The following is a 22393-nucleotide window of genomic DNA, read 5'->3' on the forward strand; positions in this document are numbered from 1 at the left end:
TCGCCGCCACTACACGGTGTATGGAACTCCCCGCCGCCCTCTGGGAGGGCCCCGGCAAGGTCGCGTTCACGCTCGTCCTCGCGGTGGTGCTCGCCGGCCTCGGTCTCGGTATCGGCTCCGGACTCGTCCGCGCCGCCGCGTTCGGTCTCCGCGAGGCCGGCGTCGCCATCACCCCTGCCCGTGCCATCCTGCTCTCGACCGTCCTCCTCCAGGGGGTGGCGTTCGGTGGTGTCTCGCTCGTCTACCTCCGTGTCCGGAACCTCTCGGTCCGCGAGTGGGTCGGCGTCTCCATCCCGGACCTCCGCGGGTGGCTCACGGTCGTCTCCGGGTGGATACTCGCGTTCCTCGGCGCGATGACGATGGTGTTCGTCGTCGTCCTCACGGGACTGGACCCGGCGGCCAACCAGACGAGCCAACTCGGGACGGCCGACCCGCTCGTGTTCGCGCTACTCGTCCCAATCTCCTTCCTCCTCATCGGCCCCGGCGAGGAACTGCTGTTTCGAGGCGTCATCCAGAACGCGATGGTCGAGAACCTCGGCCGGGTGCCCGGCATCCTGCTGGCCACGCTCCTGTTCGCCGCCGCGCACGTCTTCTCGCTCACCGGGCCGCTGACCGGCCGAGCGACGACCGTGTTCCTGCTGATGGTGCCGGGGCTGGTGCTCGCGGTCACCTACGACTACACGAAGAACATCGTCGTCCCCTCGCTGGTCCACGGGGCCTACAACGCCACGCTGTTCGCGCTGGCGTTCTTCGGGACCGTATTCGGGGGCTGACTCCGGCAGCGACGCTGCCGGGTGAGGCAGAGGCAAGCCGGAACGTCGGTCGACGGCGGGTCGCGCGCGCTCAGGGACTACTCCTCGGGGACGCCCCAGTTCCGGCGCTCGGTGGGGCGCTCGCCCAGCGCCATCACGTCGAGCGGCTCGTCCTCCGTCTCGATGGCCTCCAGTGCCGCGCGGGCCGACGGGACGGTCGAGAAGTAGGTGACGACCTCCTCGACGGCGACCTCCAGCACGTCGCGGTCACGCGAGAGGATGAAGTCGATCTCGCCACGCTGGACGGCGTCGGCCGGGTCGTCCCAGTCCTCGGGGGTCGTCACGTCGAAGTGGCGCTCGGCGACCTCGAGGATGCTGTCGAGGTTCTCGTCGGACTGCGAGAGGCCGCGCAGGCTCTCGAGGTCCACGAGCGCGGTGCCCTCCGTGGGGATGGGTTTGCCGACGGAGTCCTGCGACTTGAGGTAGGCCTTGCCGAACGAGCGGGCCGTCCCCATCACCTCGCCGGTGGACTTCATCTCCGGGCCGAGACGCGGGTCCGAGCCCGGCAGGCGGTCGAACGGGAGGACGACCTCCTTCACCGAGACGTGCTCGGGAATCTGCTCGTGGGCCTTGAGCTCCGAGAGCGAGGCGCCGGCCATCACCTTCGCCGCGAGCTTGGCGATTGGGACACCCGTCGCCTTCGAGACGAACGGCACCGTGCGCGAGGAGCGCGGGTTCGCCTCCAGGACGTACACCTCTCCCTCGCGGACGGCGAGCTGGACGTTCAGCAGGCCGACGGTGTCCAGTGCGCGGGCGATGTCCAGTGTGACCTCGCGGACGCGCTCGAGCGTCTCCTGCGAGAGCGACCGCGGGGGGATCATGCAGGCCGAGTCGCCGGAGTGGACCCCGGCCGTCTCGACGTGCTCCATGACGCCGCCGATGAGGACGTCCTCGCCGTCGGCGACCGCGTCAACGTCCAGCTCCACGGCGTCGGCGAGGAAGTCGTCGACGAGGATGGGTTTGTCCGGCGAGACGCGCACCGCCTCCTCGATGTACTCCTTCAGCTCCTCGTCGGAGAACACCACGTCCATCGCGCGCCCGCCGAGGACGTACGAGGGGCGGACGAGGACGGGGTAGCCGATGTCGTTGGCGAGGTCGAGCGCCTCGGCCTCGCTGGTCGCGGTGCCACCCTCGGGCTGCGCGATGCCGAGGTCGTCCATCAGGCGGTTGAACCGGTCGCGGTCCTCTGCGAGGTCCATCGCGTCGACCGAGGTACCGAGCACCGAGCAGTCGAGGTCACGGCGCTCCAGTTCCCGTTCGAGCGGTTCGCCGATGTTGACGGAGGTCTGGCCGCCGAACTGGACCATCACGCCGTCTGCGTTCGTCGTCTCGATGACGTCGGCCACCTCCTCGGCCGTGATGGGTTCGAAGAACAGGCCGTCGGAGGTGTCGTAGTCCGTCGAGACGGTCTCGGGGTTGTTGTTGACGACGTGGGCGTCGATACCCTGCTCGCGCAGGGCGCGCACGGCGTGGACCGCGCAGTAGTCGAACTCGACGCCCTGCCCGATGCGGATGGGACCGCCGCCGACCACGACGACGCTGTCGACGTCCTCGTCGACGCGCACCTCGTTGCGAGCGATATCCGAGAGGGGGTCGCGGGCTGAGTAGTAGTACGGCGTCGTGGCCTCGAACTCGCCGGCGCAGGTGTCGACCTGCTTGAACCGACGGGCGGTCGACTGCTCCTCGACGTCGGTGACGGGGCCGCCCGCCGGGTCACCGATGCTCGCCACCTGCGCGACGGTCGCGTCGCCCGCGGCGAGCGCGGCGACTTGGTGGTCCGTGTAGCCGAGGTCGGTCGCCTGCGCGAAGTTGCCCTCCTGTGCCGCGGCGGCGCCCTCGGCGACGTTGGCGAACCGCTCGACGTACCACTCGTGGATGTCGGTGAGTTCGACCACGCGGTCGACCGTGTAGCCCCGGTCGAACGCCTCGAACATCGCGTACGGCCGGTCGGGCGAGGGGTTGACGAGCAGGTCGTCCAGCCCCGAGTTCGACAGCTCGCCCCAGTCGACGGCCGGGTCGTACTCGCTCGACCGGAGGGCCTTCAGCAGCGACTCCTCGAACGTCCGACCGATGGCCATCGCCTCGCCCGTGGACTTCATGGCCGTCCCGAGGGTGAAGTCCACGTCGGTGAACTTGTCCTTCGGCCAGCGCGGGACCTTCGTCACGACGTAGTCGATTGCCGGCTCGAACGCCGCCGTGGTCTCGCCGGTGATCTCGTTCTGGATCTCGTGGAGGCGCTTGCCGAGTGCGACCTTCGCCGTCACGCGGGCGATGGGGTAGCCGGTCGCCTTCGAGGCGAGCGCCGAGGAACGGGAGACGCGCGGGTTCACCTCGACGACGCGGTACTCCCCACCGGGCGTGCCGTCGTCCCGCCACGCGTGCTGGATGTTACAGCCGCCCTGGATGCCGAGTTCGCGGATGACCTTCAGCGCCGAGTCCCGCATCTCCTGGTGGCCCTCGTCCGGGATGACCTGCGAGGGCGTGACGACCGTGGACTCCCCCGTGTGGATGCCCATCGGGTCGATGTTCTCCATGTTGCAGATGATGATGCAGGAGTCGTCCGCGTCGCGCATCACCTCGTACTCCAGTTCGACCCACCCGGAGATGGACTCGGTGATGAGCACCTCGGAGTTGCGCGAGAGGCGCAGGCCCTTCCGGACGCGCTCGACGAGTTCCTCCATCTCCTCCACGACGCCCGACCCGCTCCCGCCGAGCGTGTAGGTCGTCCGGGAGATGACGGGGAGGCCACCGACCTCCTCGACGGCGTCCTCGACCTTCTGCCGGAAGCTCTCCTCGTCGAAGTCCGTCACGGACTCACCCTCGTCGAGCGAGATGGTGGTCGAGGCCGGGACGGGTTCGCCGATCTTCTCCATCCGCTGGCGGAACAGGTCGCGGTCCTCCGTCGCGTAGATGGTGTCCAGCGGCGTCCCCATGATGTCCACGTCGAACTCGTCGAGGACGCCCTCCTCGGCGAGCTCGGCGGTGACGTTGAGGCCGGTCTGGCCGCCCAGACCGGCGATGACGCCGTCCGGGCGCTCCTTCTCGATGATCTCCGCGATGGCCTCGACGGTGATTGGCTCGACGTACACCTTGTCGGCCATCTCCGGGTCCGTCATTATGGTCGCGGGGTTCGAGTTGACGAGGACGACTCGGGCGCCCTCCTCTTGCAGCGCCCGGCACGCCTGTGCGCCGGAGTAGTCGAACTCCGCTGCCTGTCCGATCTGAATCGGGCCGCTCCCGATCAGGAGGATGGTACGGTCCTCGGTCGAGAGGTCCTCGTCGGTCATTACTCGGGCCGAGTCAGCACATCGTAATAAGCCCGACGAAACGCTACGAGATTCGTAAGCGAATTTCGAATATCGAATCGAGCAATCGTTACCGCTGCAGACCGTCCCGTCACCCTCCGTCGGGGAAGAAGAGCGTCGCCTCCTCGTGTTCCACGACGAACGAGGTCTGGTCGAGGGTCCGCAACCGCGTCGCGAGATGGCCTACCGACTCAGCCGCCGCCTGCAGGTCCGGAAGCGCAGCGTGGCGGTAGTACAGCGGGACGACCGCAACCCGCTCGCGCGAGGTGTCCTCCAGTGCGACGGCCGTGAACACCACGCCAGCCGCCGAGCCGACGAACACTTGGTAGCTGTCGACGCCGTCCTCAAGCAGGTCGGTCAGTTCACGGAACTGGTCGTCGGGGACCAGTACGTCGAAGCCCGGGAGGTCCCGGTCGACAGTGACACCTCCCGTATCGAGTTCGAGGGCTGTCCAGCCTCGTTCGCGGTACTCGTCGGCCGTTGCACCCACGTCTGCCACCAGTGCGTCCCAGTGCTCGACCGCACCGCTGAGAGGGTGGCCGCCAGAGACGTCCATCTCGTGAGTGGGAGCGACGCACACGCAAAAGCGTTGTCCGTTCCGGTCAGTCGTCCTGCCCGGTGGGCGCCACCCCTTCCAGTGGCTCGCTCTCCCAGTAGGGGTGGTCCTCGTCCACCCTGAAGCACGCCGCGCGCTGCCCGCCTCCCACGTCGTAGTCGCCTGGGTCCTCCTGCCGGCAGGCCTCCCGGGCGTAGGGACACCGCGTGTGGAACCGACAGCCTGCGGGTGGGTCGCGCGGCGAGGGGACGTCCCCTTCGAGCGCGTCGACCCGGCGGCCGTACTCCTCGGTCGAGGCCCGCGGGACGCTCTCCAGCAACGCCTGTGTGTAGGGGTGCTGTGGGTCCTCGAAGATGTCGTCGACAGGCCCCGTCTCGACGATGCGCCCGAGGTACATCACCGCCACGCGGTCGGAGATGTGCCGGACGACCGAGAGGTCGTGCGCGATGAACAGGTAGGTCAGCCCGAACTCCGTCTGGAGGTCCTCCAGCAGGTTCAGGACCTGTGCTTGGACGCTGACGTCCAGCGCCGAGACCGGTTCGTCGAGGACGACGAACTCCGGCTCGAGCGCAAGCGCCCGCGCGATACCGACACGCTGTCGCTGGCCGCCGCTGAACTCGTGTGGGTAGCGGTCGACCTGTGCTGCCGACAGTCCCACCCGCTCGAGGAGGTCCTTCGCACGCTGGCGTCGCTCGGCGCGACCGGCGATTCCGTGGATGTCCAGCGGTTCGGTGATGATGTCGCCGACGGTCATTCGGGGGTCGAGGCTGGAGAACGGGTCCTGGAAGACGACCTGTGCCCGCCGCCGGAACTGTCGGAGTTCGGCGTCGCTCATCGCCAGCAGGTCCTCACCGTCGAACGTGACGGTGCCGTCAGTGGCATCGCGGAGTCGAAGTACCGTCTCGCCGGTTGTGGACTTCCCACAGCCCGACTCGCCGACCAGGCCGAGGGTCTCTCCCTCCTCGACGTGGAACGAGACGCCGTCGACGGCCTTTACGCTAACCGGGTCGCGGCCGAGGGCCCGGTCGATGAGCGTGTCCCGCTCGAAGTAGTACTTCCGGAGGTTCTCGACCTCCAGTAGCGCTCGGTCCTCTGGTCCGCCGCTCCCGTTGCCCGCCTCGTCGGTGCCGAACTCGAACCCATCCTCCTCGCTCACTCCGACTCACCTCCGTCCCCGAAACGGTCCGAGGAGAGTGCGTCTGCCGGGTCGTAGTTACGCTCGGCGAGCACGCAACGGGTGCGGTGTTCCGGGCCGTCACCCACGTCGAACTCGGGGGGTTTCTCCAGACAGTCGACCATCGCCTTCGGACACCGGTCGGCGAAGTAACAGCGGTCACCCATCTCCGAGTCCAGCAGCCCCGGCACGTTCCCCTCGATGGGCTGGAGCCGCGGGCGCGGGTCCTGTAGGTCCGGGATGGAGCCCAGTAGCCCCTGCGTGTAGGGGTGGGTAGGGTTGTCGAACACGTCGGCGAGGCTCCCCCGCTCGACCACCTCGCCAGCGTACATCACGCAGACCCGATCGCACATCCGGGCGACGACGCCGAGGTCGTGGGTGATGAGCACGATGCTCATCCCGCGGTCGTCCTGGATTTCACGCAGCAGTTCGAGAATCTGTGCTTGGATGGTCACGTCTAGCGCTGTCGTCGGCTCGTCGGCGATGAGCAGGTCCGGTTCACCCGCGAGCGCCTGCGCTATCATCGCGCGCTGGAGCATCCCACCGGAGAACTGGTGTGGGTACTCTTCGGCCCGCTCCGCGGGGTCCGGGATACCGACCTGCGAGAGGAGGTCTATCGCACGATCCATGCTCTCCTCGTCGACGTAACTCCGCCCCGGGACCAGTCCGTCGACGATGTAGTTCACCAGGCCGTACCCCTGTGTCCGCGACCGCGTCGATCGCGGGTTCGACCGCGCCCGACGCTGGACCTCCACCGCTTCGGCGATCTGTTCGCCGACGGTGATAGAGGGGTTGAAACTGCTCATCGGGTCCTGGAAGATGGTGCTGAACGCCGGCCCACGGAGCGCGCGCCGGACCCCCTTCGGGACGGTCCGGAGGTCGACGTGGTCGCCGTCGATGCCCACGTCCGGGTCGTCGCCGAACTCCGCTGCGAGGTCCGGATTACGGTACCACACCTCGCCGTCGGTGACCCGACCGGGACTCTCGATTAGGTCGATGACCGAGAGCGCGGTCACGGACTTGCCGGAGCCTGACTCGCCCACGATGCCGAGTATCTCGTTGTCGCGGACGTCGAAGGAGACCCCCTCGACCGCGTTCACCTGCCCCTCTTCAGTGAAGAACCGGGTCTTCAGATTACGTACCCTGAGCAGATCGGTGTCGCCCACGGTCCGCTGAACAGTGGTCTCGCGGCTCACGCGCCACCTCCCTCGCCCTCGATACCGGGGTCGAGGGCGTCGCGCAGCCAGTCACCGAGCAGATTGATGCCGACGACCGAGAGCACGATGGCGAGACCGGGCATCGTGGCGATCCACCACTGGCCGGAGGTGATGTAGTCACGCCCCTGCGAGATGTCGAACCCCCACGAGAGGGTGGTCCCGGAGAACCCCAGGAAGGAGAGCGCACTCTCCAACAGGATGATGGCGGCTATCTGTATCGTGCCGAGGACGAGTATCGGAGTGATGGCGTTCGGAAGCACGTGTGAGCGGATGATGCGCCCGTTCTTGGCCCCGAGCGCGCGGGCGGCCTTGACGTACTCTTGTTCACGCAACGAGAGCGCCTCGCCGCGCGCGACGCGGGCGAACCAGACCCAGTTCACCAGCCCCACGACGATGATCACGGTCCCCGGCAGGGTGAACGTCTCCGGCATCTCACTCGCGAACCCGACTGCGACGAACGGATCCGGTATCGGGACGGCCGCACGGCCCCAGAGCCCGATGAGGGCGATGGCGAGGACGAGGGACGGGAACGCGAGACTGATGTCGGCGACTCGCATCAGTGCGTCGTCGGTCTTGCCGCGGTGGTACCCGGCGAGCAGCCCGACGGGGACGCCGACGAACGCCGCCAACAACGTCCCGAGGACGCCGACCAGCAACGAGGTTCGCGCCCCGTAGATGACCCGCGAGAGCATGTCACGACCGAGCGCGTCCGTTCCGAGTGGGTAGCTGGCGTTCGCCGAGATGGTCCGCGTCTCGTTGACCAATCGTATCTCACCGTCCACGAACTCCGACGTCGTCGTGTTCGTGGTCTTCGAGAATCCCATCGGCGGGAGTTCGGACTGGTTGAGCCGCTGGGTGGTCGGGTTGTGTGGCGCCACGAACGGCGCGAACACCGCGACGAGGATGATGCCGACGACCAGCACCAGCCCCAGCTTGGCCAGCCCGCTCCGGCGGAACTCGCGTTTGAGGTTCCGCTTGACGCGCGGAGAGATGGAGAGTGCGGACCGGAGTGCGCCGAGTAACCTGTCGAGCACCATCAGTCGTACACCACCTGCGGGTTGACGTAGGCGTAGACGGCGTCGACGAGGATGTTCACGACGACGAACCCGGCCCCGATGACGATCAGACTGCCCTGCAACGCCGGCCAGTCACGGAGGTTGATACTGTCGATGACGAGGGTCCCAAGACCCGGCCACGCGAACACGGCTTCCGTGATGACCGCCCCGCCGATGAGGGTCCCCAGCTGGAGCCCGAGGACGGTGACGACGGGGATGAGCGTGTTCCGGAGCGCGTGCTTGTACCGGACCAGCGTCTCGGGGAGCCCCTTCGCACGAGCCGCACGCACGTAGGACTGGCCGAGCTGGTCCAGCATGCCCGACCGGGTGAGCCGGGTGATGAGCGCCGTGAAGTACGTCCCCAGTGTTATGGCCGGGAGTGTGATGAACGTCAGCCACGCGACGAGCGTGTCGAGGAACGGATCTCCCGTCCAGATGGCCGTGACCACGTCGCCGACGTTCACGCCGCGACCGCTCGTCCGGAAGATGTCGAGTTCCACCGAGAACACGAGCACGAGCATGATACCGAGCCAGAAGTTCGGCGTCGAGATGCCCCCCAGCGAGAAGAGCGTCGCGCCGTAGTCGACCGGCTCGTTCCGCCGGGTCGCACTGAGGACCCCTAGCGGGATGGAGATGACGATGGCGACCACCGTGGCGGCCACCGCCAGTTCGAGCGTGGCGGGGAGCTTCGAGAACACCAGCGTGGCGGCCTCCTGCCCCTTGATGTACGAGAACCCCATATCCCCGCGGAGCAGGTCGCCGACGTACTGGACGTACTGGACGTACAGTGGTTGGTCGAGACCGAGCTCCCGAGCGATGGCTCGCCGGGTCTCCTGCGAGGCGTCCAGCGGCGCGATGGCGTTGATGGGGCTCCCGGGAGTGACGAACCGGAGTCCGAACACCACAGTGATTACTCCCCACACGACCAGCACACCCTGTAGGACCCGCTTGAGCAGGAACCTACCGAGTGCCATCCTCACCTCCGACGGGGATGCATATCACGGTGTTATCTGAGCGTGGCGGTGTACGGGTCGATGATCTCATCGTTCCGCGGCTGCCAGTCGATGCGGTTGGAGACGCCGTAGACGCTGAACTGCTGGTGCAGGAACACCCAGGGTGCGAGGTCGTGGATGAACGCGTTCGCCTCCTGCAGTATCGCGGAGCGCTCGTCCGGGTCGGCCGTGCTCTGTGCATCCGCCATGTACTGGTCCACCTGGTCGTTCTCGAGGATGGTCAGCGCCCCGTCTGTCGCCAGCAGCGGGATGATGGTCTGTGCGGCGTCGAACTCGCCGTTACCCCAGCCGAGCAGGTTGAACGCCGGCTTGTCTTCGATGTTCCCGGTCGTCAGGTCCTGGACCAGCGAGGAGAATTCGCGCTGCTGGAGTTCACAGGAGACGTTCGAGAGCTGGTCGATCTGGTCGGCACAGGCCTGTGCGATCTCGACGTCCTTCAGGTACCGGCCGATGGGCGTCTGGAGCGTGATCTCGGCGCCGGCGAAGCCGGAATCCTCGACCAACTGCTCGGCCTGTTCGGGGTCGTACGGGTACGGTTCGATGTCGGGGTTGTGCCCGACGAACGGTTCCAGCGTCGGCTGGCCAGTGGGGGCACCGAACCCGTCCAAGACGTTCTCGATGATGCTGTTCAGGTCGACGGCGTAGTTCATCGCCTGACGGAACTCCTGGGACGTGAACGGCTCGACGTCGTAGCGCATCTGCAGGAAGATGATGCGCGTACTCGGGACCGGGGCGATACGTGCCGAGTCCGAGTTCTGGACCCTGCTGATCTCCTGGGGCGGCACGTTGACCGTGATGTCGCTCTCGCCCTGCAGGATACGGTTGACACGCGTGCTCGACTCGCTGGCCGCGTTCCACGTTAGCGTGCCGACGGGGGCCGCCCCGCGCCAGTGGTCCTCGAACCGCTCGAAGACGACCTCGTTGCCCGAGTCGTAGCTCGCGGCCGTGAACGGACCCGTCCCGTTCGTGTTCCGGTTGATGAAGTCGGTCCCGTTCTCCTCGACCCACGACTGCTGCATGACCTGCCCGTTGGTCGCGAACAGCTGGAATACGATGGGGTTGAGGCCGTCGAAGTTGACGGTCACCTCGCCGTCGCCTGGAACGACCTCACTGACCGCGCCGAGGTCGTTCTTCTGGGCGCTCGCGATGCCGACGTCGTCGAAGACGATCCGTCGGATGCTGTAGGCAACGTCCTCGGCTGTGAGCGGGTCACCGTTGTGGAAGGTGACACCCTCACGGAGCGTGAACCTGACAGTGCCCGGCTCGACGCGCTCCCACTCGCTCGCGATCCCCTCGACGATTCCACCCTGCTTGTCCCGGTCCAGGAGCCCGTCGTAGGCCTGGCTGACGATGTTGTCCGTCGGCGTCTCCGCGTGGTCCTGCGGGTCGAGGCCGGAGTCCATCTGCCCTGCCGTGACCGTCATGTCGAACGTCTCGACCTCCTCGCCGTCGCCACTCTCGGTGTCGGTCTCGGTCGGGGTCGGCTCGGGTGTGGAGTCGTCGCCCGGTTCCGGGGTCGGCTCGGGAGTCTGGTCGCCGTTGCCCGCACAGCCGGCGAGCGCTACGACCGCTCCGGCGCTACCGGTCGCCTTCAGGAACGTCCGTCGGTCCACGTCTTCGCGTGACATACCTCGTATTCACTAGTTCACTCCTATTAAATAGCGAGGGTGCGCTCCGGTCGTTTCGACTCCCTGGTGGATGGAACATCCTCCTCGAGGGCCGTCCCCCGGTCAGTTGAGTTCTGGGACGCGATACCGGTAGGGCTGGCCCTGGATGACCTCGACCTCGCCCGCCTGCGCTCGACGACCGAGGACCGTGGCCACGCGGTGCGGACTCTCGAAGGCGCTCCCCTGCCCGTGTTCCTCGAGCAGGTCGAGTATCTCGCGGGCGGTCAGGGGCTCGTCTGGTTCCGCGTCCGAGAGCACCGACCTGATGCGCTCGAACTCGCCCCGGCGTATGCGCATGTGTATGCACAACACCCCGAATGTCATAGAACCCCGTCAGACAGGCGTCCGACGGCGGTTCGGGCAGAATCGAGGGACGGCGGACCGACGGACACACTCACAGATGTCGGACGGATGTGTCTGGCCGTGGGTGACGCGCCGGGGCGAGCGGCGCGGCGTCGACACCCCGACTCCATAGTGATGGATAGTAGTACTTTCGGTTCGTGGGAAGTATCCACACGGCGCCGGTGTTCGGGTGAGGACCGGTCGAATCGCCCGGCTACACCGCCCGGTCGAACTCGTCCTCGAAGTCCCGCTCCGCGCGGTAGGCCTCGACGAACTCGCTCACGTCGAACTGGAGCATCTGCTCTTCGAACTGTGCCGCGACACTGCCGTCCTCGGCGTGGCTGATGGCGTGTTCCATCAGTTCGACGAGCAACTCGACGACGACCTCGTGGAGCCGCCGGGAGTCGAAGTCTGTCATCCAGACCAGCGTGTAGCCGACGGAGCCGTCCTCGCTCAGGTCGACGCTGGCCACGGCCTCGGGGAACTCCTCCAGCACCATCCCCATCACGTGGACGGTGCCGAACTCGTCCCAGTCGTCGCTGGTGTCGACCGTGACGCGGAGCACGTCGACGATGGACTCGGGGACCCACCGCGAGAGCGGGTGGACGTCCATCACGACAGCGTGTCGCTCCCCGCAGGCGCACTCGTAGTCCCGCAGGCCCATGTCGAGGTCGTGGACGGCGACGGTCCGTCCGCAGGGGAGGTCCAGTTCGGCCGTCTCCCCACCGGGGACGCGCGGTTCTGCCATACCCCCCGTTCGGGGGCCAGCGATTAAAAGGGGGCGATACGTGAGGTGTCGACCATCGGAGGCACCTCGGAGCCAGACGGTGGGCGACACGAGCCGTGGCGTGGTGCCTACGCCCGTCTTAGGGCTCCGGGATGTCGTCCGGGCCGAGCGCACCCACCTCGTCGTCTGCCGGCTCCGCCGCCGTGTGCGTCCGCAGTTGCTGGTAAGCGTTCGTCGTGGCGGCGATACCGAACAGCGCCACGATCGGGCCGACGAGGAGACCGATGGCCGTCCCGACGAGTGTGGGACCGCCGACGGCGGTCACGACGAGGCTGGGGAGGAGCCCGACGATGGCGACGACGACGAGGACGGCCACGAGGCCGAACAGCGTGATGCGGTTCCCCTTCGTCAGCTCGTAGGACTCGGCCAGCGCGTCCACGAAGTTCCTGTCGCGGAGGGCGATCTCCTGTCGCAGGAAGAGGAAGACGACGTAGAGGAACACGCCGGGCAGGACGAACAGGGCGAGGCCGATGGTGACGAGGACGGCGAGGACGACACCCCCCACGAACCCGTTGAGCGTCACCGAGACCAGCCGGTCCGCGGCGTCGGCCGGGAGGGCGTCGGTCGTGTCGCTCGCGAACGCCCGGATGGCGACCATCGTGGCCGCCTCGGCCACGAGGGCGAAGAGGAAGACCACCGCCACCGCGGCGATGGCGGGCACGTCCACCGCGAGCGGCGAGGCCGCCCGCTGTGTCCGGAGTTGCTCGCGGAGCGTCTCGAGTTGTTCGGGGGTGAACGCGCCGTCGGCACCGGTTCCCGCAGTCTCGGCGGCGCGGACGAGCGACTCGAACGCCGCGACGCTGAGCGACTGCTGGGCGACGGTACTGACCGCACCGACCAGCAGGAAGACGACGAACAGCAGCAGCCCGTTGCGTGTCGTGAGCCGCGAGAACCCCTCCTCGACGGCCCGTCCGATATCCAGCGTCATGCCGGAACGCCTCCCGGCGCGGACTTAATGGGTTCGGCCCGGCGTCAGGGCCAGTCGTCGCGCTCCTCGCCGCCCTCGCGCTCGGTGACCGTCTCCGGGTCGCCGAGTTCCCACTCGGCGGCCTCGGCGGCCTGTTCGATGCCGAGGTACTCCCAGCCCACCTCGTCGGCGATGTCGGCGTCCTCGTCGCCCGCGCCGATGAAGACGTGGCGGTCGGTGTCGAACTGCCGCTTGACGTTCTCCAGCGACTCCACCTTGCCCCGTGGCCCGGAGAAGAAGTCCTGCCGGATGCGGTTCTTCCGCGTGAAGTTCGTGACGACGTAGGTGGGCTTGTCACTCACGACGCCGACGTACTCCGACCACGAGCGTGCGTCCGAGAAGACCTCGTCCGGCCGCCGCAGTCGCTTGAGCGATTCCAGCTCGAACGCGAGGGTCATGTCCGAGGAGCCGCCACCTTGCATACCCGTTGGTGGGGTCGGCACCCGGCAAAACGCTTCGGATGCGAGGTGCCGACCGCAGGGAGGCACCTCGTCGTCGTGAGCGGGAGCGCGCCAGCGAGCGACACGCGAACTGCGTGGAGCGGATGCAGTGAGTAGACACGCCGAATCGCGCGATACGCGGGCTTCACGACCATCTGACCCGTGGAGACACTGCGACCGTCCGACCACGGTCACACGGCACCGCCCCACCGAACTAAGCCCACCCCGGCCTCAGGCATCGACATGGACCACGAGACCGTCCGTGAGGTGTTCCCCGAGGCCGACGAGATCGGCGACCCGGCGCTACGTGAGGGCGTCCTCGCGGCGTGGGCGGGCGCCTGTGAGGACGCCGGCGTGGAGACGGCAGAGTCGCTCCGGGCGCTCCCGTGGCTCCCCCCGGTACAGCGGGCCCTCGGCGTCCCCGCAGACGCCGAGCGACTCGTCCCCCACGTCCGGGACGTGACCGCCGGGGCGGTGTCGCTCGCCGGGGCGCTGGTCGCCCGCCGCGAGACGGCCGTCGACACGGACCTGCTGGTCGCTGGCGCGCTCGTCCACGACGTGTCGAAACTCGTGGAGTTCGACGGGATGGACGCCACGCGCACCTACGACCTGCTGGGCCACCCGTACTGGGGGGTCCACGTCGTCGCTCGCGCCGGCCTGCCGGTCGAACTCGCACACGTCGTCCTCTCGCACACCTCGCGGACGGACGTCGACCCAGCCTTCCTCGAAGCCGAACTGGTCCGGCGAGCGGACGAGGCGGCGGCGAACGCCATCCGCCTCGCGTACGTCGACGACCTCCGCGAGGCCTGAGTCGGGGGCGACGGTACACTCTTGTCGTGTGGTATCGCATCGCGTGACATGCCCGCCGAGTCGTTCACCCTCGCGGCCGCACAGGTCCAGCCGGTCTACCACGACAAGGAAGCGACGCTGGAGAAGGCCTGCCGGTACGTCGAACGGGCCGCGAGCGAGGGGGTCGACCTCCTCGCGTTCCCCGAGACGTTCGTCCCCGGCTACCCCTACTGGCGGCGCGCGGTCTCCATCCCGCGCTGGACGGAACTGATGGTCGACCTCCAGAAGGAGAGTCTCACGCTCGACGACCCGGCGCTCGACCCACTGCGAGAGACCATCGCCGAGGCGAACGTCCACGTCTGTCTGGGCGCGACCGAACGCTCCGGGCGACGGGGGAGCGAGACGCTCTACAACTCGATGTTCTGGTTCGACCGGGACGGCCGACTCGTCCGGGTCCACCGGAAGCTCATGCCGACACACGGCGAACGGACCATCTGGGGCCGTGGCGACCCGTCGACGCTCGCGGTCCACGACAGCGACCTCGGGACCCTCGGCGGCCTCGTCTGCTACGAGAACCACATGACGCTCCCCAAGGCCGCGCTCTGCGCGATGGGCGAGGAGATACACACCGCCGTCTGGCCGGGCTACTGGACGCAGGACGGGCACCCGGGCGCGAAGTCCCGGGCCGAGGACGCCGCCGCCAGCGACACCTGCGACATCTACCCCGCGGTCCGACAGTACGCGTTCGAGACCCAGTCGTTCGTCCTGTCGAGTTCGCTCTACCTCGGAGACATGAACCCGCCCGGGTTCGAGGACGGCGAACTCGGGTACGACCTCGCGGCCGGCGGGAGCATGCTCGTCAACCCCGCCGGCGTGGTGAAGGCCGGACCGGTGTTGAACGAGGAGGCGCTCCTGACCGCCGAGTTCGAGCGCGACGAGCGGCGTGCGGTGAAGGCCTACTTCGACGCGATGGGCCACTACACGCGCTGGGACGCCGTCAACCTCGAGGTGAACGACGCCACCTACGAACCCGTTCACGACCACCACGGCGGAGGAGCGGGGGACGCGCGGCGCGTCCGCAGGGTCGGGGACAGCCTCGGTCCCTCGCGGCCGGAGCCCGCCGACCTCGAGGCCATCGCCGAGGAACACGACCTCCCCTACGAGGCGGTCGAGGCCGTGGCCGAGAGCCTGGCCGACTGACCACGCGTCTCAGACACCGCCAGTGGGCTCGGTCCCCCGGCGAGCGACGACCCACCGGTAGACCCGGTGCGTGCCGGCGGCGACGATGGCGAGCCACGTCGCCGCGAGGACGGCCACGCCCACCCAGAACGCCCCGACGACGCGGTACATCTCGAGGTACGGGGCGACCAGCGAGAGGGCAGCGACGACGGCGCCGAAGGCGGTGACGCCGGCCACGTACCGGTCGCTCTCGGCGGCGTAGGCTGCCCGTGCGACCAGGATGCCCAGCGGGATCACCGTCGGCCACGCGAGGAACAGGAGGTTCGAGAACCCGAACAGCGTGGCGTGGTTGATGGTGCCCGTCCGGAAGAGGTAGCGCTCGCCGCCCTTCTCGACGAACTGGAGGGCCTCGTCGGGCCGGAGTCTCGTGCCGTACTCGAACTCCGGCGGGAGGTCCGACTGCGCGTAGCCGTCACAGACGAGGACGAACCCCCGGCAGACGGTGGGTTCGAACACGCCGTCCGGCTCGGCGAGCGCCCGGTCGAACAGGTCCTGCGCGGCGGGAGAGAGCTCCTCGTACCGGTATATCTCGATGTCGGGGTCCGCGGCGTACTCGTCGTAGGTCGCCGAGGACTCGGTGACGATAGCGTGGTCGTACGACGGGTCACCGCGGGTCGTCTCGTACGGCGACGCGAGCGTCCCCGGGTACGCCGCGAGGCCGAGGAGGACGACAGCGACGACGAGCCCCGCGATACGCAGCCGGCGGGCGTCGGGGGAGGGCACGGTCGTCGGTGATTCTGTAGCGGGCTACAAGTGCTTTCTCCACGACACGTCGTCCGCCGTCGGCCGTGGCGGCCCGGAACGGAACCCACAAGCCCGCGCCCCGGAAAACGCCAGCAACGAATGGCACGCGAGATATTCGAGGTGCGCGACTGGGACGGCGCGGCCCGACTGGGCGAGTTGACCGTCCCCAGGGCGGGGGTCACGGTGGAGACGCCGGCGCTCCTGCCGGTGGTCAACCCCCACAAGCAGACGGTCCCGCCGGCCCGCCTCCAGTCGGAGTTCGGCGCCGAGATACTCATCACGAACGGCTACATCCTCTACGGGAGCGACGAGTTCCGCGAAGAGGCCCTCGACGTGGGCCTGCACGACCTCTACGAGTTCGACGGGGCCATCATGACCGACTCTGGGTCGTTCCAGCTGGCCGAGTACGGCGAGATCAGCGTCGACACCGAGGAGATACTGCGGTTCCAGCACGACATCGGGAGCGACATCGGGACGCCCGTCGACATCCCCACCCCACCGGACGTGAGCCGCGAACGGGCCGAGTCCGAACTCGCGGAGACCGAGCGCGCCCTCGCCGAGGCCGAGACCGTCGACGTGGGTGAGATGCTCGTCAACGCGCCGGTGCAGGGGTCGACTCACCCGGCGCTCCGGACGGCGGCAGCCGAACACGCCTACGCCACCGACCTCGACGTGTTCCCCATCGGTGCGGTCGTGCCGCTGCTGAACGCGTACCGGTACGACGACGTGGTCGACGTCGTCGCCGCCGCCAAGCGGGGCCTCGGTGCCGACGCGCCCGTCCACCTGTTCGGTGCCGGCCACCCCATGATGTTCGCGCTCGCGGTGGCGATGGGGTGTGACCTGTTCGACTCCGCCGCCTACGCGCTCTACGCCCGCGACGACCGCTACCTCACGGTCCGGGGGACCGAACTCCTCGCTGACCTCGATTACCTCCCGTGCTCGTGTCCCGTCTGTGCGGCCTCCACGCCCGAGGGCCTCCGCAGCGAGGACGACGACGAGCGGACGCGACTGCTCGCCGAGCACAACCTCCACGTCACCTTCGAGGAGCTCCGCCGCGTGAAACAGGCCATCAGGTCGGGGTCGCTGCTCGAACTCGTCGAGACGCGCGTCCGGGGGCACCCCACGCTGGTCGACGGGTTCCGGGCGATGCTGGCGCACGCCGAGACGCTCGAAGCGACCGACCCGGTCTCGAAGGGCGCGTTCTTCCACCTCTCGGCCGAGTCCGCCGACCGACCGGAGGTGCTCCGGCACCAGGAGCGACTCGAGCGTCTCACCGTGGCGGGTGACACCTGCCTGCTGACGACGGGGTCGGGCAACTCCGACGACCACGACACCACGTGGCGCGTGGTCCCCCCGTTCGGGCCGTTCCCGCGGGCGCTCTCGGAGTCGTACCCGCTCACAGCGGAGGTGCCGGAACGCCTCTCTCGCGAGGCGTACGAACGGGCGGCCGACGGCGTCGCCCGACTGGTCGAGACGAACCCGGACGTGACGTTCACGTTCGCGCATCACCAGTGGCCCGCGTCGGCCGTCGAGCGCGTGCCCGATGGTGTCGAGGTCCAGCGGTACGGGGACGGGACGGACCCGCGGGACCACTGAGTCGGCCACCGCCGTGCGTCGGGTGACGCGTGACTCACGCGAGGTAGGTACTCGCGCCGAGGACGACCGTCGCTCCACCCACCACGAGGAGTCCACTGATGCGGTGGAGCGCGACGTACCAGTCCTCGGGTTCGACCGCGTCCCGATTGCGGAATCCGATCAGTTCGAACGTCTTCTGGAACTGGATGTACCCACGTGGCACGACGAGCAGCGGGACGCCGATCAGTGCGAGGAGGAGGACCGCCAGCGGGACGACCTCCTCCGAGCCGGTGGGGAGGTCGGGTCCCCCGAGGAAGGCCAGCAGTCCGAACGCGAACAGTGGCGAGGCGGCGACCACACCGCCGGTGGTGGAGCCGGTCTCCGCGACGAGCGCGCCGACGAGGACGTAGACGGCCCACGCGAGACCGACGAGCGAGATGCCGACGAGGAGGGGTTCGGCGGTGCCGAGGACGAACTCGCCCGCGCTCTCGCGCACCGCGTCAGGTGTCGCCGGGTACGAGCGGCTCGGCGCCAGCAGGGCGACGGCCGCCGCCCGGACGGGCCAGAGCAGGCCGACCGGGAGGAACGCCCACCCGGCGCGACCGAGTATCGTCGTGAACGACTCGGCTCCGGAGAGGAGGTAGCCCGCGCCACCGACCGAGAGCCAGACGAGGCCGAGCGCGAACGGGGCGCCCAGCGCCGCCGAGAACAGCCGCTGCTGGGCCGCGCCACCGAGGGAGACGTCGACGGTGTCCGGCAGGGTACACTCGCTCGGCGTGTACCAGTCCATGTCGTCGGGCCAGCCCGTCGGCTCGGTACACTCCCGGGTCGACGGCTTCTCCGGGTTGTCGACGGTCGCGGTACCGGACACCACCTCACCGAGGACGAGGGCAGTGCCGGCGAGCGACGCGGCGACGAGGAGCCCGGCGAGGCAGACGACGAGGAGGCCGTCCAACCCGTCGGGCGGGTCGTCCTCGAACGCCGTCCGTGGCCGGACCAGCGGTCGGAGGAGACGGCTGGTGTCGGGGACCATACACGAGGGGCGTGAGGCCGCGGATGAATCTCTTTCGGCCCGCCCACCGTGAAAGGCAAGAGTGTTCCCCCGCCGTCGCCGAACCCGACCATGACCGACCACTTCGAGGTCCACGACCGGGACGGGGCGGCCCGCCTCGGCGAGTTGCGACTCGCCGACCCGCTCCGCACACCGGCACTCGTGGACGAGGTGCTGCGCGACGCGGGGTCGCTCTGGGCTGCCGAACGCGAGGTACCCGAGGGCGACGACGCCCACCTGAGCGTCCTCCCGCACCGCGCCGCCCCGACCGGCACCGACCAGCGAGTCGCCGAGGCCTTCGCGCCCGAGCCGCCCGACGTCGACTACCCCGCCGCGGCCGTCGTCACCGCCGACACCGCCGCCGATCTCGGCGTCGACGCGTACCTCCTCTCCGGTGGACCGGGCCTCGTCGACCACGCCGAAGCGTTCGTCGGCAGCGTGATCCGCACGCGAGCGGCCATCCCCGGCGACACCGCGCTCTACCTCGCCGGCTGTGCCACGCCCGCGAACGTCGCCACGCTCGTCTACGCGGGCGTCGACCTCGTGGACTCGGACTTCGCGCACGTCCGTGGCACCGAGGGCTTCTACCTCACGAGCGACGGCGAGTACTTCCTCGAGGACCTCGACGAGCTCCCCTGTGCCTGCACCGCCTGCCAGCAGGGGCGCGACTCGTTCGGCCCGGAGGACTGTGCGGAACACAACGTGAACGCCCTCCGAGCCGAGCTCGCCACCGTCCGCCAGCGCATCCGCCGCGGGCGGCTCCGTGACTACGTCGAGGGGCAGGCCCGTCACGAGGCGTTCGGGACGAGCGTGTTCCGACGGCTGGACCGCCAGTACGCCTACAGCGAGGAACGGACGCCCGTCTACCGGCGGAACTCGATGCTCGCCGCGAGCGAGGACTCCCTCCGCCGCGTCGAGATACAGCGGTTCGCCGACCGCGTCACCTCGCGCTACGTCCCGCGGTTCGACGACCGGCCGCTCGTCCTCGTGCCCTGTTCGGCCCGTAAACCCTACAGCGAGTCCCAGTCGCACGGCCAGTACCACGACGCCGTCCGCTGGCGCGCGCACATGGTCTCGATGACCTCGCCCATCGGGGTGGTCCCGCAGGAACTCGAACTGACCTACCCGGCTCAGCACTACGACTCGGTCGTCACCGGCGACTGGTCCGCCACCGAGATCGAGTTCGTGACGGACGTGCTCGTGCGCTACCTCCAACGGGCCGACTACCCCGAGGTGATAGCGCACGTCCCACCGGAGGGCTACCGCGAGATATGCGAGCGTGCCGAGGCGCGACTGGACGGGACCGAGTTCACCTACACCGTCGCGGACCACCCGACGACGAGCGACTCGCTGGCGAACCTCGCGAACGCGCTCGGGGGGAACGACCGCTACCCCAAACGCGAACGCGAACACAACACCGTCCGGGCCATCGCGGACTTCTTCCTCGGCGACGGCGCGGGCGAGGAGTTGTTCTCCGAGGACCTCCGCACCGACGGACGCTACCCGAAGCTCCGCGCCCACGAGGGTGGCGAGCACCTCGCCACACTCGTCCCGCAGTACGGGTCGCTCTCGTTCACGCTCGCCGGCGCACGCCACTGGCTGAAGTCGGACGCACCCACCAAGCGCGTGGAGATCGACGCGTTCGTCCCGAAGGGGAGCGTCCTCGCGCCGGGTATCGTGGACGCTGACGACGACGTACGCGTGGGTGACGAGGTGGTCGTGGAGGGCCCGAAGGCGTTCGCCGTCGGCCGCGCGCAGATGCCGGGGCGGGAGATGGCGGAGTCGACACGGGGCGTGGCGGTCGAAGTCCGGCACAGCGAGGAGCGGTAATCGGGGCGGCGTTCCGCGACGACCATCTCTTTGTACCGCGCGCCGCTACCACGGGCCATGGAACCCATCGAACTGACGATTCCGGAGCACGTCCTCGACCTGCTCCCGCAGGACGGACAGAACGCCGCGATGGACATGGAGAAGGCCGTCGAGGGGTACGAACGCCACCTCAACCGGTCGCTGGGGGCGAACGAGGACGCCGAGAAGGCCGCCGACGTCCTCGACGTCGTCGAACACATGGAGTCCCGGATGGAGACGTACGACACCTTCGTCCCCGAACTCCGCGCGTGGGGCCAGTCGCCCGCCTACGCCATCGCGTGGCGGAACCTCCACGGTGAACTCATCTCCCAGATATACCAGCACGATGTGGGCGCGTTGCTGGACCGCGAGCGCAACTACCGCATCGCCGACGACGGCATCCGACTGAAGGACCTGAAGGACGACTGAACGGGCCGCCGGTCGGCCAGAGCGTCTACTGTCACCGTGTGGCAAACGTTCTTGTAGGTGATTCCCCGCAGGTGCCACACCGCGGGAACTAACACGCTCGGACCAGTGGGGTACCACGATGCCCTCCAGACGTGCGGTGTTGACAGCAGTCACGGCGGTCGGGACGACCGGACTCGCCGGGTGTGGTGCCCTGAGTGGTGAGGCGAGCAGCGATGGCGGCGGTCGGTCCTGCGAGTCGAGCGCGGAGGCCCGCGACGAGTCGAGCGACCTGATACAGCAGGCCAGCGCCTCACCCGGCGAGAACGTCGTGTTCCGTACAGTCCTGAACCGGGAGAGCGAGGCGTTCGAGCGGTTCGACAGCCTCACGCTGCGGACCACGACGGGCGACGCGTACCTGATTCCCCGCGAGGAGGGGACGGACCCCGACGCCCCCGCAAGGCGCGTCTACGAGCAGGCGCTCGGTGCGTTCCCCCAGAACGGCCGCATCGAGGTGGTCGCGAACGCCGAGGACGGGGAGACGCTCGACGCACTCACCGTCGAGTTCACCTGCCAGCGACGGACGCCCGTACCGGGTGAGTGAGTCAGAGCGTCGGCCCCAGTTCCTCCATCTGTGCGGCGTCGTGGCCGAAGACAACCGTCGCGTCGTGACGCCGCTCCAGTTCCCGACACAGCGACCGCGACTCGTGCCAGTCACGTGTGCTCCAGAGCAGGCTGGCACCCATCGAGGCGCCCTGCTCGTAGTTGGGTGCGGCGTAGGCCTGGTCGCCGACGACGAGGAGCGTCTCTCTGCCCCGCTCGCACTGCACACCGAGGAGGCCCGGCGAGTGGCCCGGCAGGTGGACCAGTTCCAGCCCCTCGAACAGCGTGTGACGGTGTCGGTCCACGACCCGCCAGTTCAGGTCGCGGTCGAAGTCCCGTTCGAGGTAGGCCTCGTCACCGTCCGGCGCGTCGGTCTTGGCGGAGTAGTAGGCGTACTCCAGCTCGTCCCGGTGGACGTAGACCGGGACGTCTGTCCCCTCGAAGGCGTAGAGACCGCCGGCGTGGTCGAGGTGGAGGTGTGACTGCACGACCGCGTCGATGTCCTCGACCGAGTACCCCGCGTCGGCGAGGTCGTCCTCGATGGGGCGGGCGTCCTCGTGGGTGAACGCGTCGTAGAGCTCGTCAGGCCACCAGTCCGCGCAGTCGGGGTCGGAGCCGGTGTCCCAGAGCACGGTCCCCTCGGGGTGGTCGAACACGAGGTTGTAGACGACGCCGTCCCCGCGGACGAGGTCCGGGTTCGGGTCACTCGCCGTCGCGGTCCGGAAACCGTCGAGGACGAGGTTCGTGTCGGCGGTGATGGTCCCACGGTCGACGACGTGGACCTGATAGTCGGGCATACCCTCG

The 22393-nt window shown here is 68.7% G+C and carries 21 protein-coding genes; 7 read left to right on the forward strand and 14 right to left on the reverse strand.

Annotation, left to right across the window (positions count from 1 at the left end; genetic code table 11):
• Positions 1-20 precede the first annotated feature (20 nt).
• A complete protein-coding gene (locus N0B31_RS04230) occupies positions 21-773 on the forward strand; it encodes a CPBP family intramembrane glutamic endopeptidase (RefSeq protein ID WP_260594596.1) in 753 nt (250 codons plus the stop codon).
• A gap of 77 nt (positions 774-850) precedes the next feature.
• Here the strand turns inward: N0B31_RS04230 and carB are convergent, their stop codons facing one another.
• The 11 genes from carB to N0B31_RS04285 all read right to left on the reverse strand — a co-directional run bounded on the left by carB (position 851) and on the right by N0B31_RS04285 (position 13317).
• The gene (carB, locus tag N0B31_RS04235) at positions 851-4099 is read right to left on the reverse strand and encodes a carbamoyl-phosphate synthase large subunit (RefSeq protein WP_260594597.1); all 3249 of its coding nucleotides are present in this window, start codon (positions 4097-4099) and stop codon (positions 851-853) included.
• 109 nt (positions 4100-4208) lie between these two features.
• On the reverse strand, positions 4209-4673 hold the full coding sequence (locus N0B31_RS04240; RefSeq protein WP_260594598.1) for a DUF7529 family protein: 465 nt from the start codon (positions 4671-4673) through the stop codon (positions 4209-4211).
• A gap of 46 nt (positions 4674-4719) precedes the next feature.
• Positions 4720-5751, reverse strand: a complete 1032-nt coding sequence (locus N0B31_RS04245) for an ABC transporter ATP-binding protein (protein WP_260643955.1) — start codon at positions 5749-5751, stop codon at positions 4720-4722.
• A 74-nt stretch (positions 5752-5825) separates the two neighbouring features.
• On the reverse strand, positions 5826-7043 hold the full coding sequence (locus tag N0B31_RS04250; RefSeq protein WP_260594599.1) for an ABC transporter ATP-binding protein: 1218 nt from the start codon (positions 7041-7043) through the stop codon (positions 5826-5828).
• Positions 7040-8101, reverse strand: coding sequence for an ABC transporter permease (locus tag N0B31_RS04255; protein WP_260594600.1), 1062 nt, complete (start codon positions 8099-8101; stop codon positions 7040-7042). Before N0B31_RS04255 ends, N0B31_RS04250 begins: the two co-directional genes overlap by 4 nt.
• Positions 8101-9093 (reverse strand): ABC transporter permease, encoded by a 993-nt coding sequence (locus N0B31_RS04260; protein WP_260594601.1) that lies wholly within the window; start codon positions 9091-9093, stop codon positions 8101-8103. The genes N0B31_RS04255 and N0B31_RS04260 overlap by 1 nt, the downstream gene beginning before the upstream one ends.
• Positions 9094-9125: 32 nt before the next feature.
• A complete protein-coding gene (locus N0B31_RS04265) occupies positions 9126-10760 on the reverse strand; it encodes an ABC transporter substrate-binding protein (RefSeq protein ID WP_260594602.1) in 1635 nt (544 codons plus the stop codon).
• A gap of 102 nt (positions 10761-10862) precedes the next feature.
• A complete protein-coding gene (locus N0B31_RS04270; protein ID WP_260594603.1) occupies positions 10863-11096 on the reverse strand; it encodes a hypothetical protein in 234 nt (77 codons plus the stop codon).
• 259 nt (positions 11097-11355) lie between these two features.
• A complete protein-coding gene (locus N0B31_RS04275) occupies positions 11356-11889 on the reverse strand; it encodes a DUF5815 family protein (RefSeq protein WP_260594604.1) in 534 nt (177 codons plus the stop codon).
• A gap of 118 nt (positions 11890-12007) precedes the next feature.
• The gene (locus N0B31_RS04280; RefSeq protein ID WP_260594605.1) at positions 12008-12856 is read right to left on the reverse strand and encodes a DUF7847 domain-containing protein; all 849 of its coding nucleotides are present in this window, start codon (positions 12854-12856) and stop codon (positions 12008-12010) included.
• 44 nt (positions 12857-12900) lie between these two features.
• Positions 12901-13317 (reverse strand): DUF7124 domain-containing protein, encoded by a 417-nt coding sequence (locus N0B31_RS04285; RefSeq protein WP_260594606.1) that lies wholly within the window; start codon positions 13315-13317, stop codon positions 12901-12903.
• 261 nt (positions 13318-13578) lie between these two features.
• Here N0B31_RS04285 and N0B31_RS04290 point away from each other — a divergent pair, with 261 nt between their 5' ends.
• On the forward strand, positions 13579-14145 hold the full coding sequence (locus N0B31_RS04290) for an HD domain-containing protein (RefSeq protein WP_260594607.1): 567 nt from the start codon (positions 13579-13581) through the stop codon (positions 14143-14145).
• A gap of 48 nt (positions 14146-14193) precedes the next feature.
• On the forward strand, positions 14194-15324 hold the full coding sequence (locus N0B31_RS04295; protein WP_260594608.1) for a carbon-nitrogen hydrolase family protein: 1131 nt from the start codon (positions 14194-14196) through the stop codon (positions 15322-15324).
• 9 nt (positions 15325-15333) lie between these two features.
• On the opposite strand, the gene N0B31_RS04300 is transcribed toward N0B31_RS04295, so the two are convergent.
• Complete coding sequence (locus N0B31_RS04300) at positions 15334-16086, reverse strand: DUF7979 domain-containing protein (protein WP_260594609.1); 753 nt, start codon at positions 16084-16086, stop codon at positions 15334-15336.
• 120 nt (positions 16087-16206) lie between these two features.
• Here N0B31_RS04300 and tgtA point away from each other — a divergent pair, with 120 nt between their 5' ends.
• Positions 16207-17703: a tRNA guanosine(15) transglycosylase TgtA gene (gene tgtA, locus N0B31_RS04305; protein ID WP_260594610.1), complete on the forward strand. Its 1497-nt coding sequence runs from the start codon at positions 16207-16209 to the stop codon at positions 17701-17703.
• Positions 17704-17737: 34 nt separating this feature from the next.
• On the opposite strand, the gene N0B31_RS04310 is transcribed toward tgtA, so the two are convergent.
• On the reverse strand, positions 17738-18715 hold the full coding sequence (locus N0B31_RS04310; protein ID WP_260594611.1) for a DUF6199 family natural product biosynthesis protein: 978 nt from the start codon (positions 18713-18715) through the stop codon (positions 17738-17740).
• Between the two features lie 90 nt (positions 18716-18805).
• Here N0B31_RS04310 and arcS point away from each other — a divergent pair, with 90 nt between their 5' ends.
• The 3 genes from arcS (at position 18806) to N0B31_RS04325 (ending at position 21590) form a co-directional block, all read left to right on the forward strand.
• Positions 18806-20563, forward strand: a complete 1758-nt coding sequence (gene arcS, locus N0B31_RS04315) for an archaeosine synthase subunit alpha (RefSeq protein ID WP_260594612.1) — start codon at positions 18806-18808, stop codon at positions 20561-20563.
• Between the two features lie 57 nt (positions 20564-20620).
• Positions 20621-21010 (forward strand): DUF7971 family protein, encoded by a 390-nt coding sequence (locus N0B31_RS04320; RefSeq protein WP_260594613.1) that lies wholly within the window; start codon positions 20621-20623, stop codon positions 21008-21010.
• Positions 21011-21128: 118 nt separating this feature from the next.
• On the forward strand, positions 21129-21590 hold the full coding sequence (locus N0B31_RS04325) for a hypothetical protein (RefSeq protein WP_260594614.1): 462 nt from the start codon (positions 21129-21131) through the stop codon (positions 21588-21590).
• 1 nt (position 21591) lies between these two features.
• On the opposite strand, the gene N0B31_RS04330 is transcribed toward N0B31_RS04325, so the two are convergent.
• On the reverse strand, positions 21592-22386 hold the full coding sequence (locus tag N0B31_RS04330) for an N-acyl homoserine lactonase family protein (RefSeq protein ID WP_260594615.1): 795 nt from the start codon (positions 22384-22386) through the stop codon (positions 21592-21594).
• Positions 22387-22393: the final 7 nt, after the last annotated feature.

The organism is Salinirubellus salinus (assembly GCF_025231485.1).
In the GTDB taxonomy this organism is placed as follows: Archaea; Halobacteriota; Halobacteria; order Halobacteriales; family Haloarculaceae; genus Salinirubellus; species Salinirubellus salinus.

What these genes read in the sequence shown, in the direction of transcription:
- N0B31_RS04230 (WP_260594596.1), top strand. Translation starts at nt 21, where the DNA reads ATGGAACTCCCCGCCGCCCTCTGGGAGGGCCCCGGCAAGGTCGCGTTC.
- carB (WP_260594597.1), bottom strand. Translation starts at nt 4,099, where the DNA reads ATGACCGACGAGGACCTCTCGACCGAGGACCGTACCATCCTCCTGATC.
- N0B31_RS04240 (WP_260594598.1), bottom strand. Translation starts at nt 4,673, where the DNA reads ATGGACGTCTCTGGCGGCCACCCTCTCAGCGGTGCGGTCGAGCACTGG.
- N0B31_RS04255 (WP_260594600.1), bottom strand. Translation starts at nt 8,101, where the DNA reads ATGGTGCTCGACAGGTTACTCGGCGCACTCCGGTCCGCACTCTCCATC.
- N0B31_RS04260 (WP_260594601.1), bottom strand. Translation starts at nt 9,093, where the DNA reads ATGGCACTCGGTAGGTTCCTGCTCAAGCGGGTCCTACAGGGTGTGCTG.
- N0B31_RS04265 (WP_260594602.1), bottom strand. Translation starts at nt 10,760, where the DNA reads ATGTCACGCGAAGACGTGGACCGACGGACGTTCCTGAAGGCGACCGGT.
- N0B31_RS04270 (WP_260594603.1), bottom strand. Translation starts at nt 11,096, where the DNA reads ATGCGCATACGCCGGGGCGAGTTCGAGCGCATCAGGTCGGTGCTCTCG.
- N0B31_RS04275 (WP_260594604.1), bottom strand. Translation starts at nt 11,889, where the DNA reads ATGGCAGAACCGCGCGTCCCCGGTGGGGAGACGGCCGAACTGGACCTC.
- N0B31_RS04280 (WP_260594605.1), bottom strand. Translation starts at nt 12,856, where the DNA reads ATGACGCTGGATATCGGACGGGCCGTCGAGGAGGGGTTCTCGCGGCTC.
- N0B31_RS04285 (WP_260594606.1), bottom strand. Translation starts at nt 13,317, where the DNA reads ATGCAAGGTGGCGGCTCCTCGGACATGACCCTCGCGTTCGAGCTGGAA.
- N0B31_RS04290 (WP_260594607.1), top strand. Translation starts at nt 13,579, where the DNA reads ATGGACCACGAGACCGTCCGTGAGGTGTTCCCCGAGGCCGACGAGATC.
- N0B31_RS04295 (WP_260594608.1), top strand. Translation starts at nt 14,194, where the DNA reads ATGCCCGCCGAGTCGTTCACCCTCGCGGCCGCACAGGTCCAGCCGGTC.
- tgtA (WP_260594610.1), top strand. Translation starts at nt 16,207, where the DNA reads ATGGCACGCGAGATATTCGAGGTGCGCGACTGGGACGGCGCGGCCCGA.
- N0B31_RS04310 (WP_260594611.1), bottom strand. Translation starts at nt 18,715, where the DNA reads ATGGTCCCCGACACCAGCCGTCTCCTCCGACCGCTGGTCCGGCCACGG.
- arcS (WP_260594612.1), top strand. Translation starts at nt 18,806, where the DNA reads ATGACCGACCACTTCGAGGTCCACGACCGGGACGGGGCGGCCCGCCTC.
- N0B31_RS04320 (WP_260594613.1), top strand. Translation starts at nt 20,621, where the DNA reads ATGGAACCCATCGAACTGACGATTCCGGAGCACGTCCTCGACCTGCTC.
- N0B31_RS04325 (WP_260594614.1), top strand. Translation starts at nt 21,129, where the DNA reads ATGCCCTCCAGACGTGCGGTGTTGACAGCAGTCACGGCGGTCGGGACG.
- N0B31_RS04330 (WP_260594615.1), bottom strand. Translation starts at nt 22,386, where the DNA reads ATGCCCGACTATCAGGTCCACGTCGTCGACCGTGGGACCATCACCGCC.